Source organism: Citrobacter sp. Cf088 (assembly GCF_030334295.1).
Lineage (GTDB): Bacteria > Pseudomonadota > Gammaproteobacteria > Enterobacterales > Enterobacteriaceae > Citrobacter > Citrobacter freundii.
Map to the genome: position 1 here is coordinate 53,900 of NZ_JAOWEE010000053.1, position 10,943 is coordinate 64,842.

Annotated in this window: 23 protein-coding genes and 1 pseudogene; 7 read left to right on the plus strand and 17 right to left on the minus strand. The window is 46.4% G+C overall.

Translation table 11 applies throughout. The features are described 5' to 3' along the window. Window positions 1–63: 63 nt before the first annotated feature. The 3 genes from OGV71_RS13015 to OGV71_RS13025 are packed head-to-tail and all read left to right on the plus strand — an operon-like array spanning window position 64 to window position 1,719. Window positions 64–939: an LAPAL motif-containing putative phage structural protein gene (locus OGV71_RS13015; protein ID WP_181500216.1), complete on the plus strand. Its 876-nt coding sequence runs from the start codon at window positions 64–66 to the stop codon at window positions 937–939. A 23-nt stretch (window positions 940–962) separates the two neighbouring features. Then, window positions 963–1,211: a hypothetical protein gene (locus OGV71_RS13020; protein WP_061353891.1), complete on the plus strand. Its 249-nt coding sequence runs from the start codon at window positions 963–965 to the stop codon at window positions 1,209–1,211. Further along, window positions 1,204–1,719 carry a hypothetical protein gene (locus tag OGV71_RS13025; protein WP_249508509.1) on the plus strand — a complete coding sequence of 172 codons (516 nt, stop codon included), beginning with the start codon at window positions 1,204–1,206 and terminating at the stop codon, window positions 1,717–1,719. Before OGV71_RS13020 ends, OGV71_RS13025 begins: the two co-directional genes overlap by 8 nt. Window positions 1,720–1,739: 20 nt before the next feature. Here the strand turns inward: OGV71_RS13025 and OGV71_RS13030 are convergent, their stop codons facing one another. The 14 genes and pseudogenes from OGV71_RS13030 to OGV71_RS13095 form a co-directional block, all read right to left on the minus strand. Then, entirely contained in the window at window positions 1,740–1,925 is a 186-nt protein-coding gene (locus tag OGV71_RS13030; RefSeq protein ID WP_061353926.1) for a hypothetical protein, read from the minus strand. Window positions 1,926–1,935: 10 nt separating this feature from the next. Next, window positions 1,936–2,489 (minus strand): annotated as a pseudogene (locus tag OGV71_RS13035) (DUF550 domain-containing protein). A gap of 3 nt (window positions 2,490–2,492) precedes the next feature. Continuing rightward, window positions 2,493–2,696 (minus strand): hypothetical protein, encoded by a 204-nt coding sequence (locus tag OGV71_RS13040; RefSeq protein ID WP_286533457.1) that lies wholly within the window; start codon window positions 2,694–2,696, stop codon window positions 2,493–2,495. 12 nt (window positions 2,697–2,708) lie between these two features. Next, complete coding sequence (locus tag OGV71_RS13045; RefSeq protein WP_053263736.1) at window positions 2,709–3,017, minus strand: hypothetical protein; 309 nt, start codon at window positions 3,015–3,017, stop codon at window positions 2,709–2,711. A gap of 1 nt (window position 3,018) precedes the next feature. Further along, on the minus strand, window positions 3,019–3,549 hold the full coding sequence (locus OGV71_RS13050) for a hypothetical protein (protein WP_086550267.1): 531 nt from the start codon (window positions 3,547–3,549) through the stop codon (window positions 3,019–3,021). Window positions 3,550–3,577: 28 nt separating this feature from the next. After that, window positions 3,578–3,811: a hypothetical protein gene (locus OGV71_RS13055; RefSeq protein WP_070810430.1), complete on the minus strand. Its 234-nt coding sequence runs from the start codon at window positions 3,809–3,811 to the stop codon at window positions 3,578–3,580. Continuing rightward, complete coding sequence (locus OGV71_RS13060) at window positions 3,808–3,990, minus strand: hypothetical protein (RefSeq protein ID WP_239006183.1); 183 nt, start codon at window positions 3,988–3,990, stop codon at window positions 3,808–3,810. The genes OGV71_RS13055 and OGV71_RS13060 overlap by 4 nt, the downstream gene beginning before the upstream one ends. A 28-nt stretch (window positions 3,991–4,018) precedes the next feature. Beyond that, window positions 4,019–4,270: a hypothetical protein gene (locus OGV71_RS13065; protein ID WP_116328953.1), complete on the minus strand. Its 252-nt coding sequence runs from the start codon at window positions 4,268–4,270 to the stop codon at window positions 4,019–4,021. Beyond that, window positions 4,267–4,491 carry a hypothetical protein gene (locus OGV71_RS13070; protein ID WP_088731857.1) on the minus strand — a complete coding sequence of 75 codons (225 nt, stop codon included), beginning with the start codon at window positions 4,489–4,491 and terminating at the stop codon, window positions 4,267–4,269. The genes OGV71_RS13065 and OGV71_RS13070 overlap by 4 nt, the downstream gene beginning before the upstream one ends. After that, window positions 4,488–4,613 (minus strand): hypothetical protein, encoded by a 126-nt coding sequence (locus OGV71_RS13075; protein WP_046401721.1) that lies wholly within the window; start codon window positions 4,611–4,613, stop codon window positions 4,488–4,490. The genes OGV71_RS13070 and OGV71_RS13075 overlap by 4 nt, the downstream gene beginning before the upstream one ends. After that, window positions 4,610–5,419 (minus strand): ParB/RepB/Spo0J family partition protein, encoded by an 810-nt coding sequence (locus tag OGV71_RS13080; RefSeq protein WP_096846329.1) that lies wholly within the window; start codon window positions 5,417–5,419, stop codon window positions 4,610–4,612. The genes OGV71_RS13075 and OGV71_RS13080 overlap by 4 nt, the downstream gene beginning before the upstream one ends. Window positions 5,420–5,575: 156 nt before the next feature. After that, window positions 5,576–6,310: a YfdQ family protein gene (locus OGV71_RS13085; protein WP_286533464.1), complete on the minus strand. Its 735-nt coding sequence runs from the start codon at window positions 6,308–6,310 to the stop codon at window positions 5,576–5,578. Between the two features lie 43 nt (window positions 6,311–6,353). Then, complete coding sequence (locus OGV71_RS13090; protein WP_096846331.1) at window positions 6,354–6,713, minus strand: YfdP family phage-associated protein; 360 nt, start codon at window positions 6,711–6,713, stop codon at window positions 6,354–6,356. Between the two features lie 12 nt (window positions 6,714–6,725). Next, complete coding sequence (locus tag OGV71_RS13095) at window positions 6,726–6,878, minus strand: hypothetical protein (RefSeq protein ID WP_162875782.1); 153 nt, start codon at window positions 6,876–6,878, stop codon at window positions 6,726–6,728. 363 nt (window positions 6,879–7,241) lie between these two features. On the opposite strand from OGV71_RS13095, the gene OGV71_RS13100 reads away from it, so the two are divergent. Continuing rightward, window positions 7,242–7,442 (plus strand): hypothetical protein, encoded by a 201-nt coding sequence (locus OGV71_RS13100; RefSeq protein WP_191604262.1) that lies wholly within the window; start codon window positions 7,242–7,244, stop codon window positions 7,440–7,442. Here the strand turns inward: OGV71_RS13100 and OGV71_RS13105 are convergent. Next, window positions 7,435–7,863 carry a hypothetical protein gene (locus OGV71_RS13105; RefSeq protein ID WP_286533467.1) on the minus strand — a complete coding sequence of 143 codons (429 nt, stop codon included), beginning with the start codon at window positions 7,861–7,863 and terminating at the stop codon, window positions 7,435–7,437. The two genes, OGV71_RS13100 and OGV71_RS13105, sit on opposite strands and share 8 nt — an antisense overlap. 501 nt (window positions 7,864–8,364) lie before the next feature. Further along, a complete protein-coding gene (locus tag OGV71_RS13110; RefSeq protein WP_286497061.1) occupies window positions 8,365–8,619 on the minus strand; it encodes a hypothetical protein in 255 nt (84 codons plus the stop codon). Between the two features lie 227 nt (window positions 8,620–8,846). Between OGV71_RS13110 and OGV71_RS13115 the strand changes: the two genes are divergently transcribed. Continuing rightward, the gene (locus OGV71_RS13115; protein ID WP_086529503.1) at window positions 8,847–9,053 is read left to right on the plus strand and encodes a hypothetical protein; all 207 of its coding nucleotides are present in this window, start codon (window positions 8,847–8,849) and stop codon (window positions 9,051–9,053) included. A gap of 76 nt (window positions 9,054–9,129) precedes the next feature. Here OGV71_RS13115 and OGV71_RS13120 read toward each other — a convergent pair whose 3' ends face one another. Then, window positions 9,130–9,840, minus strand: a complete 711-nt coding sequence (locus OGV71_RS13120) for a LexA family transcriptional regulator (RefSeq protein ID WP_086529502.1) — start codon at window positions 9,838–9,840, stop codon at window positions 9,130–9,132. Window positions 9,841–9,939: 99 nt separating this feature from the next. On the opposite strand from OGV71_RS13120, the gene OGV71_RS13125 reads away from it, so the two are divergent. Together OGV71_RS13125 and OGV71_RS13130 are read left to right on the plus strand one after the other, a co-directional pair. Beyond that, window positions 9,940–10,182 carry a transcriptional regulator gene (locus OGV71_RS13125; RefSeq protein ID WP_086529501.1) on the plus strand — a complete coding sequence of 81 codons (243 nt, stop codon included), beginning with the start codon at window positions 9,940–9,942 and terminating at the stop codon, window positions 10,180–10,182. A gap of 28 nt (window positions 10,183–10,210) precedes the next feature. Next, window positions 10,211–10,741, plus strand: a complete 531-nt coding sequence (locus OGV71_RS13130) for a YmfL family putative regulatory protein (protein ID WP_000528109.1) — start codon at window positions 10,211–10,213, stop codon at window positions 10,739–10,741. The last annotated feature ends 202 nt before the right edge of the window (window positions 10,742–10,943 follow it).

Genomic DNA, 10,943 nt, shown 5'->3' on the forward strand with positions numbered 1-10,943 from the left:
TTAGAACGAAAATGTTTAGAGTCAACAGAAGTCATATTTATTTCTTAAATAGGAATTGTTATTATGAAAAATAAAAGAAATGTAACGGATGAAGGCGAAGTAGTTGATAAGTTGGTAGTTAAATATGATGGTGAAGCTCTAAAGAATCATAAGATAGACCTTGATGTTTTAACTGAATCTCTTAACGGATTAAATAATTTACTTAAAGAGGTCAACTTAATTGTCAATGGTACCAGTGAGAACCTCAATGTTGATGTTGAGCCATTTCGCGAAGGGTCATTTGAATATTTAATTGATGTAATACAAAACCCAACACAATATTTAGATATTTTAAGCATCATAGGAATAGGAGGAACTGGCGTAGTCGCAGCTGGAAGTACTTTAATTGAAATAATCCGTTCTATTAGTGGGCGGCAAATTCAAAAAATAGCTTTAACAGCAGATGGCGATTGCAAAATTATTCTTGAAGATGGGCAAGAGATTGTCGCTCCGTCGTACTTTAGGCCATTACTGTCATCACCTAGTATACGGAAGGCGTTATCTAAAATAATACACAACCCATTACAAAAAGAGGGGTATGAAACATTCAAAATTTCTAACTCTCAAGGTAAGGACTTTGTGGTAGTTAACGAAAAAGAAGCTGAGCCGTTTAGATATCGCAGAGTTCCTGTGGAACAGTCATATTCTGAACAAAAATTCGACGATGTACCAATTACCTTCCTTACTATTCACAAGGACAAAAATACCGGATGGCGCGCGAATTATGAAGACGAAACTGTAACAGTTACAATAGAAGATGAAGACTTCTTGCAACGGGTTCGTACAGGCCGAGAATCAAGGATTTTTAGCGATGTTTACTACGTTGACCTGCTTGTTCGGGAAAACTTGAATTCTCTGGACAAAACCTACATAGTTGATAGAGTGAACGAACTTTTATAACCAAGTTAAATTAGGGGGGGATCATGACAGCTTTTGCTTTCTGGCTGGCCTTTTTCAGCGTCCTCCCCGTGCTATACTGGGCCTTCAAGATTCTCTTTGATCGTATACGCTACATGTGCACTCCACAGCATAGGTTGTTGTTAGAATACGTTGATGATGAGGGTGTTAGCCATGAACAGTTTGTTGATGTTTCAACTGATGATGAGTTCTATGAAGTAGCTATGGCTGCAATCCGTGACGGAAAAGCAGTCAAAGGAGGTGCAGGTGACTGAAAAATCAACACCTGAAAGTTACGAAAAAGTACCTCTTATTTCGAATGCTGTTGCTAGTGGCTTGACTGGGGCTGTTACCTTAGTTGTAGCATCTTGGGATGGTCATTTATCGTTTATAGATTCAGATTTATCATCGCTTAAGTCATGGATATTACTTGCACTCCCATGCTTGGCAATGTTTTTGTCTCATTGGATTAAAACGCTTGGGTTCAAATGGTCACTAGGCAGTGTAAATAGACAATTATTAAGTATTAATAAAAGAAAAGAAAAACTCCTTAGAAAAAATATTGAAAAGTATAAAGACATTATCTCTAAAGAGAAGATTGCCGATTTCTGTAAGCAACTTGAACAGGTGTTACAAGATCGCCACGATATTATAAGCAATACCTACACTCAAAAATTAAAAGAACGTAATGAAACTCTTGAAGAGTACAATTCACACAGAGCAACTCAAGCGAACGACAACCCAGAGTTGCAAAAAATGCTTGAAGATCAAACTAATACATAGTTGATGTGAACTGTACTAACTTAGCTAGATTTATTAATTCCCCCATCTTCTAACCAACGCGTTACGGCCTTACGACTGTAGCGTGTTGGATATGTCAAAACAGGCATAGGGAAACCATGGTCTTTACGTAAACGCCATACCGCGGTTTTCTTTTTTCCAAGCAGGTTAAATACTTCCTGTTCTTCCATAAAATCGGTAGTAGTCATGAGCACCTCATCAAAAATTACCGTTAAAAATACATGTTCCACATCCGCCGCGAGCGCCTTCAGTACAGGTATCGCAGCGCTCTACTTTTTTCGTTCTGTCTCTGGCTGATGATCAGATTTAATGTGCAAACGCGGCTCACCATCTTTCGGCTCAGGCCATTCGCGCTGTTTGTTAACCGCCAACTTCTCTACCATCGCTAGGGTAATCTGCTCATCACTGATACCGGCACGACGTTGCGCATCCCATAACAGGAATTGCATGTCAGCCCATTCGCTAAGGTCGCCAGGTTCAGCAGCGGCCTCGAGCGCTTCTTTGGAAAGGTGCTTCAGCGGACCAACTGGACCGACATCGCCGAAAGTAGCCAGTGACCATGCTGCATGTTCACGGCGTACTTGTTCACGGACTATCGACTCCAGAACCCCGTCAATCACCTTCACAGCATCAGCCATTGCGTAGCCGAGATTACCGCCGTCGCTTTGTGCTGCTGCTTTGCTGAGTGTTTCGCGTATCTGGTGCAGGCGATCGAGTGATACATGACCGTGCGCCGGGTGGTTAGTTGTCATGGGTTAGTCCGTCCAGTAAGTAAGTTCTTCCGCCAGGCGGTCATCTGCTTCGGCTTGGTTAGGAATATCAGCATCGGTTTCTATGCTGGCTCCTGCAAAATCACGAGCGCAGGCTTTGCGGTGTTTACGATTGCCCATGCCCCATTCTGGATTTTTAAGCTCTTTATTCCATGCCCGCAGCATGAGTTTCATCGGTGATTTCGTCATGGGTTAGTCTCCTTAATCCCATTGCAAAACTGATGCGAAATATGCACCGCGACACGGCGTGTCACGAGGATGATGCCAGCCCGAATACCCATCCTGACCACCAATTGGGCTAACTTTGTACCAGCACTGGTAATAGCGGGCGCTACTTGCAAAATCAGCCGCACCATCCGGGTCGATTACATCTTGTGACACCGAAGCCTGAATTATTTCCGCTTCCGTATAATCGCCGCGCATAACAATAAATCGCGCATCGTCCGAGCAAAGATAATCACATGAGCCGTCATGTTTACCTTTGGTGGTAGGTTTGATTAATTTATCCATCTCATTCCCCCTTCACGCCAATGCCAGCGGCGGTCAGAGCTTTGTTGTAGTTGTTTTGGCAGTCGATATAACCTTTCGCGTAATCCTCAGAACCGCCATAGTGGACAATCTGGAAGTCATCGAATTGCTTTACTGCAACCGTCCGCGCCTCCAGTTCTGCTATGCGCTGCCGAGCAGACTGATAAGCATCGATAACCACGTCCAACAATTGCCCGTCACACAGCAGTTTGCTAAGTTCAGGCTTCCACGCTACGCAGTCATCATCCGGGTCCTGCATGTTGTAGACGTAAGTATCAAAGGCACCCATAAAGCGCCCGAATCCACCTTTGTCGTCTACAAGCACTTGCCAGGCGCGGAGAAGAAACAGTTTTTGGTTACGGTCTAAATCCGTTCGGGATAGTTCATCAGCGATAATGCTGCTTTCACTACCGTGCCAGCGAGCGTCATTGCGTTGTGCCGCATGAAACAACTTCCAGAAATACTCGGTTTCTTTCTGGTCAGGACGGCATTGCTTAATTGTATGCACTGTCATGCTGCGCACTCCTGTTTGTTAAGTGCTGTCATTGGGCGGCCTCTTCGAATAAAACCTCACCCTCAATGCCACCAATCTGATAAACGATCGAACCGTCTTCCCGATATTCCATCGGCGCTGCACTCCAGCCTTCGCCGTTAGGCGCATCGTCATCGCCTACCAGAACGAACCCACCACTAACAACACTGGCAGGATACATTTCTCCCTCAGTCCAGTAGCCCTCAGTGTCTTTGAGGCATTTGATAAAAAGCTGATTGCTCATAGCGCGGCTCCTTTGCGAAGTTGGGCGACTAATTCAATCCACTGCGGAGCCAGAGTTTCTTCTGCCTTTGCCCGGCTACTGGCCGGTCCGTTGAGCTTCACGCTGTAATGGTCATACGGGCATCTGATACCACCCCAAACCCAGCCAAGATGATTGGGTTTCAGCGAGTACTCGGGCATATTTCCGCACGTAGGGCATCTTGGTAAATCAGACTGCTTCACGGCGACACTCCATCAGTAGTTGATTGAATTGAATTAGCATTGCGTTACCACACCCATAAGGGAGATCGTTAACGCGGTAAGTAGGGACACCGTTGCACATCCCTGATTTCACAACGCGACCAGTGGTATAAAGCTGGGATATTGCGCCTGATACAGCGGGTGTCTTCTTGTTCAGCCCTCTGGCGATGTCACCGCTGGTGGTGTTTGGATGAGCCTGGATGTATTCAAAAACCGTCATCGCGCCGCCTCCCGCCTCGCCGTCTTATTGGCTCGAAGCATTTCTTTAGAGCGACCTGAGATCACAGTCTTCATCAGGAAGAATCCGCAACGCTCGGCAATAACACCCTGCGTACACATCAGCACCGTATCAACGACGCGAACATGACGACGAAACTCAAAAACTGTGCTGGTGATGATGATGTTTGCCGCCGCGCCCTTATCCTGGTATTCGATATTCATGAAATCACCCTCGCTATCAGTCGTGCCGTGGCGATGAAGCAATAGAACCCTGCGGTTAAACCGATTCCGGACAGAGAAGAAAAGAGCAGGGTCCACATCACCAGTTCAGGAATTTTTTTCATGAGGTCACCCCATCAGCCTCGTGACGAAATTCGCGAAGAATTGAGGTTATTTCAGCCTGCATTGCTGGTGGCACTTCAATGGTCAGCGCTTCGCCAGAGTCCTTTGCACATGAAGAAATAAGCTCCAGGAACTTCCTGGCTTTTCCTGCATTAAACTGAGGACTGGCAATGCTTTTAGTGATTTTTTTCTTACCTGCGGCTTCTGCTTTCTTCATCAGCCGGGAGGCTTCTCGGTCTGCGTACACACCATGCTCGCGGGAGATACCGATCGCGATGGCATAATTCATAGAACCATCACGCACGAGCTTTTTGATATACGGGGTACATTCGTGAAGTTGAAGGTGTTGCAGAATATCAGACTCAGAACGTTTAACTTTTGCCGCTATTTCTGAAGGACTCCAGCCCTGATTCTGAAGGCGATGATATGCCGCGCCACGTTCAAGCGGAGTAAGCGCCAATCCTTGCGAACTGGTTACCATGAATGCGATCTTGTCGGCTTCACTACCTACGAAATCTTTGCATTCCAGGCGCACAATGTCGTGGCCCATTTCGATAGCTGCCAACGCACCATGATAACGGTGATGGCCATCGATAACCTTCACACCACGCTCGGTAACTTCCACGGCCAGCGGCGGGATGTATTCACCGGCAATAAACGCATCGCGGAATTCTTCAACATGCGCCCGATTAAGTTCACGAACATTGTAGCCTTCTTCGGCGTAAATTTTATCCAGCGGAACATTGTAGGTTTTGCGGGTAGTTAACCCGGCGTCTTTATCATTATAGAGCTGGCCTAAACTGGGCATGGTTACTCCTTCATGTAGTGGGAGAGTGCTTTGCTATGCGCCCGCAGGGCAGGCGCATAAAACAACACACGGTGGGATTAAACAGAGCCTTCGTAGATAGGGAGGTCTTCGCCGAGTTGACTTTCCATATCGGTGACGATTTCCTGGAATGCGTGCTCAACAAACTTTCTTCGGTTCGATCAGCTCATACCAGAGGACCAGTTGACCATCACGCAGACGGTAGCGGATACGTGCATCGACCTGGTAAGGAGAGCCGTTGTGGAATGGTGAAATTGCCAGGCTGATTTTTTCCGGCATTTTGGTATTACCAGAACCTGATTTTTCATCGCTGAACTGGAACTGGCAGGTACCATCAGAAAGGCGTTTAACAGACTTAAACTCAGATTTGCGAGTCTCCTGGAATGCCAGAACCATTTCGAGTAGTTCAGTACCGGACGGGCCCTGGTATGAATCACTAACCGGCGCAACATTCTGAATATTGTTTTCCAGGAATTCAGCGAAGTTGATCTGGTCCATTTTGCTGCCATCGTTGGCAGTCCATGATTTCCATTCGTCGGAGAACGGGCAGTCATAAACAGCTTTGTGTGCAGCCCAGCTCGGATTGTCTGCGTTCTGGTGGAAATCCAGCACGGCGACAATGCGTGTTTTGGTTTTATCCGCAAAAACTACAGTACGTTCATCACGGAATCGCTGGATGTAAGCGATCAGAGAACCCGGAGAAATCAGGTTAGCGCTCTGACGAATACGCGACGGAGCCAGTTGCAGACTTTCGAGGGATTTGACTTCGAAACCGTCTGGAACAACGACAGAGGGGATGTCCGTTTCAGTCTTCAGAGTTGCAGAGACCAGATCACGGATATCGAGCACGGCAGAGCCTTCAATTTGAGACATTGAATATTTCCTTATCAGATTGGAATAGTTGGTTCGGTGGGTATTACTGGGCCAGCTTGATAGGTGCTGTTTGTGGTGCAGGTTCGATAACCTTTAAATCAAGCTGTGTCTGCGCAGGATCGTCACGCAGTAGATCGCCATCGGCGGTTGCAAACATGATGGTATCAGCGCGGTCAAGTTCAGGAATGGTACGGGAGACCTTTGGAGTTACCTTCATGGTGTTTTCATCACGGGTATTCAGCATGGCGCAATTGAGCGTCAGCGTAACCGCACCTTTCTTGCCAGTCTCACGGACTGCTTTAATCACTTCGGCCAGCGCTTCGGTCAGTTCAGCATCCAGTGTGCCTTTATTGATATAAGCCAGTTGCTGGCTGAATGGTGTGGTGTTCTTTGTTTCTGACATAGTTATCTCCAGTTATAAACGAGGATCGCCTTTTTGAGTGAGTAACCTGCATAACCAGCTACGCCGCCAGAAATTAGCGATTGTTTTTGGATTACGAACAGCCTGCACACCACGAGTGACGCGCATCAGGTCGCCGTAGTAAAAATTAACGTTACGGAAGGTCATATAAGTCACCATATGATTAGGTATCCGGCAGGAGTTGAGCCCGCGCTGGGTAGGGAGTCCCAGCCGACACCGGAAGCGGACACATTGAATAAAAAGGGCGGCTATCTGTCAGAACATTATCTTCATCCTCCGGTTAGTTGGTTGAAGACCAGATAACCGCCAAGGCACAGCAACTATTAGAAATTAGTGATTAGCTCACTTTGGTGGTGTGGTGGCCGGTGCTTATCTTCGGCTTGTCTCGGTGGACTGCAATTCACCACACCCCAAAGGGAACTATGTTTAGCTAATGAGACGCCTGTCTTTTCACCACTTCAGGCTCGGTGGTATCTTGGTTTCTCTCACACAGCCAAGAAGGATCAAAGAATGAAGCGTGTAATTGGGATTACATTCACTGACAGCGAAATTAAAGGAAGCAAGGTAATGAATGGGTTCGTTTACGATACTAATATTCGAGGTGAAACAGACCCATATTCAGTGCAGGAACATGTTCGCTGGCTGATAAAGAAAGAGGATATGGAAAACCTGTACGCGCAACTTCAAATTATGCTGAAAAAAACTAGCTAATTTGTCCAAGTGCCTTGCGGGCTTCAATAACGCCTGGCGCGTCATCAGAAATAAATCCAACGACTTTTCCACTTTTCAATGCAGTGCTGTACATATCAGCCAGCGCTGCGTTTTCCGCATCCTTCGCAGCATCGCCTGTAGGCTTCTCCAGCAGGTAAATCAGCACCGAAACATCACGCGAGGTTCTCTCATCTACGTCAGGATGAGTTGCTGCCTGTTTATGTGTGGAATATTCCAGGGCAGCATCAGAGGTCAGGCTTAAAATAAGCTTATCAACAGTGTCCAATTCACGCTGAAGGAATTCTTTACTGGCGCGGGCAGATTTTAATTGCTCTATAGATTTTGCCTTTTGCTGTATCCACTCATACATATCTTCCTCTGAATAGTCTCCGGCACATACAGAAGGTTGTTTTTTCAACATAATCATCTCCGTAATCGTTACTTACTACTGGTGGATTCAGCCCAACCCCCTCATACAGAAGGGGCTGGAATAAATCATTTTGCGCTTGCAAACTTCCCCTGCCAGTGTTGCCCATTCACGCACGAATGATTACGTGGCTAACCCTCTCACCGACCGGATCGCACCCGGTGATACGTCGCATTTACGCGCAGGGGTCTAAACAGGTTTGGTGTGCTGTTCCGACTTTGCTGATTGTTAAAGAGCGTTGCCTGTCTTTTCACCACATCAGGCTCGGTGGTATCCTTCTAAGCCCCTACAACATCGAAGGAATTGCACATGACAAGATCAGATGTCATATTGCGCTGCTTACTGAACTCTGGTTGCAGCCTTACCGAAGAAGACATTAAGGAGCGCATTAAGCTTGTTTTCGCCGAGGCATATCCGAGAGAAAAATACCCAAAATGGGATATGGAAATTAACGACGAAACCGGAAAGCAAATAATCAAAACCGTTGGTCGCGCCTCACAGATCAGGGTTGATTTGTTCATCCGAGACTTGTGGGATATTCACTGAGCCGATAAAACTAAACCCGTGCCCATTGATAGTGCGGCCACTTTTATTTGCTTCTCGTTCGAGGCTCTCCCTATCACTCAGGAGGGCTTTGATAACTCCTTCCAGGAACAACAGATAGTCTGCTGCTACGGCAGTCTCAGTGTTGAGCAGCGCCAACGGAGCGCCATTCACCAAAAACTCAAACCTTTTTCCTGAGTCACTCATCTGAAATCTCCCAAAGTGCGGTATTGCTTCAGCTAACTCCGTTTGCAATGGTGATTGGTTTCGGTTTGTTCGCTGATGATGATTTGAATATACCCGTGAGTAATTTTTGTGTAAATACCTAAAGGTATATTTTTATTTACTTACATGGCAATTGATTGCTTTTAATTGGAATTTATTTATTTCGGAGATGCGTGATATGCTCAGAAAAGCAACAGAGAGGGCCTGATATGGAACGTGATGAGCTGGAAGAAGACCGTGCGGCATTCATCGCTGGCGAAATTGGCGGTGCAGTTGTCGAGTTGATAATCAACGGTGTGGTGATAAGTCGAGATGCGATTGTAGATAGCCTAGAGGCTAAGCGTCGCGCTGTGGGTAATGTGATCCACAAAGGTGTTTTACGGGATGCCGCTGCTATGGTGAGAAAAGGACAATAAAAACCCGGCGCTGGGGCCGGGTTAAATTTTGTTTTTTAGAAATTGCTCAGTCTGTTTCAACTTCCGACATCTAAAATTACAGTTTATTGTAAGCTATTGATTCATGTAGTAATGCTTTCCCCATTATGTACAATTGATCTTGGTTTTCTTCAGTTACGTACCAGTCTTTGTACACCGGGTTATCTGATAAAACTGCAAGCTGCAAACCCTGCATCTGTAAGCGCTTCACATGGAAGTGCTGTCCGAATACGAACGCATAAACACCATCTACCTTGAAGTTTCTTACCGAAACATCAAAAAACAACCTGTCTCCAGACTGTATAGTTGGGCACATGCTGTCGCCATCGACAGTCATCACTTTTACATCTTCCTGAGAACGATTTCCGAAAAGTGAACGAGCGTGCTCGGTGGTGAATTCAATGGCGTGTAGAACCTCAACAAATTCAGAGAGCATAAAACATCCAGGACCAGCACTCACAGTAAGGTCGAGAACTTCTACACGATAATTGTCGACTTTGTGAGTGGGTACATCAACATCCATTTTTGAAGTTGGACCAAGACCATCCATCCATCCCCGGCTGATTTTCAAAGCATCCTCAATCTGCCTAGCAGCCTGCTCCCCAATATTCCGCTTATTAGGTTTACCAACAGGGTAAAGCATCCGAGAAACAACAGTCGGATCAAGTCCTGCCTTTTCAGCAAACTCTCTTTGGGTCTTAAAGCGAGTTACCAACTCCTGAAGTTTGAGGCGTCGTAACTCGAAGATGTCAGGCGTTTCAGTTTTCATGATTTCATCTTACTTAAATTTACTTTGAGGTAAATGACTCCTGGGTATTGACTTGTGTTTACTTAAAGGTATATTTTCTTTCCAAGCACAGGAGGCGTGATGGAAACGTTAAGAAATTACCTAAACGCTTTGTCGCTCGAAAAACAGAGAGAGTTTGCATCACGATGTGAAACCTCTCTTGAGTACTTGCGTAAAGCCATAAGCAAAAAACAAAAGTTGGGAGCTGCTCTATCTGTTTCTATCGAAACGCATTCTGGCGGCTCAGTTAGCAGGAAAAACCTCCACCCAGATGATTGGGAAAAGATTTGGCCTGAACTTGATCATAAAAAAACCGCAGCATGAAAGTAACCACAGCATTAAGAGGTGAGTCGTGGGTAATCAACCTGAGTGGAAAGTTGAAAAACAGCCAGCATGGCTGGTGGCCGCGATAAGAAGAACTATCGCCGATTTACCTGGTGGCTATGAAGAAGCTGCAGAAATTCTTGGTGTGTACAAGTCTGATGACGTAACACCTGCAACCGATCCTCTGCATAACCGACTTCGTACTACTGGCGATCAAATCTTCCCATTGGGATGGGCGATGGTCTTGCAGGCGGCTGGTGGATCAAACCATATCGCAAATGCCGTTGCCAGGAACTCAAACGGTCTGTTTGTGCCGCTGGCAGATGTTGATGATGTTGATAACGCCGACATCAATCAGCGCCTGATGGAATCCATCGAGTGGATCGGCAGGCACTCTCAGTACATCCGTAAAGCTACAGCAGACGGAGTCATCGACGCCGCTGAACGCGCTCAGATTGAAGAGAACAGCTATCAGGTTATGACCAAATGGCAGGAACACCTGACGCTGTTATTCCGGGTCTTCTGTGCCCCAGATGAGGTTTCCAGACCTCCAGACTAATCAGTCTATGCCCGGCTCACAAACGTGACGCAGGAGGGCTTATGTATCAGGACGAATATTTTCACGTGACTATGCCCACGGTTTTTTCTCGTGAGGACGCCCCGTGGATTAAACAGCAGTTAGCAACACTCCCGGCAGGTATGCGGGAAAAAATCGCGATGGCGTATGCGCAGGCGTACCAGGAGACGTTCGACGCAGAACC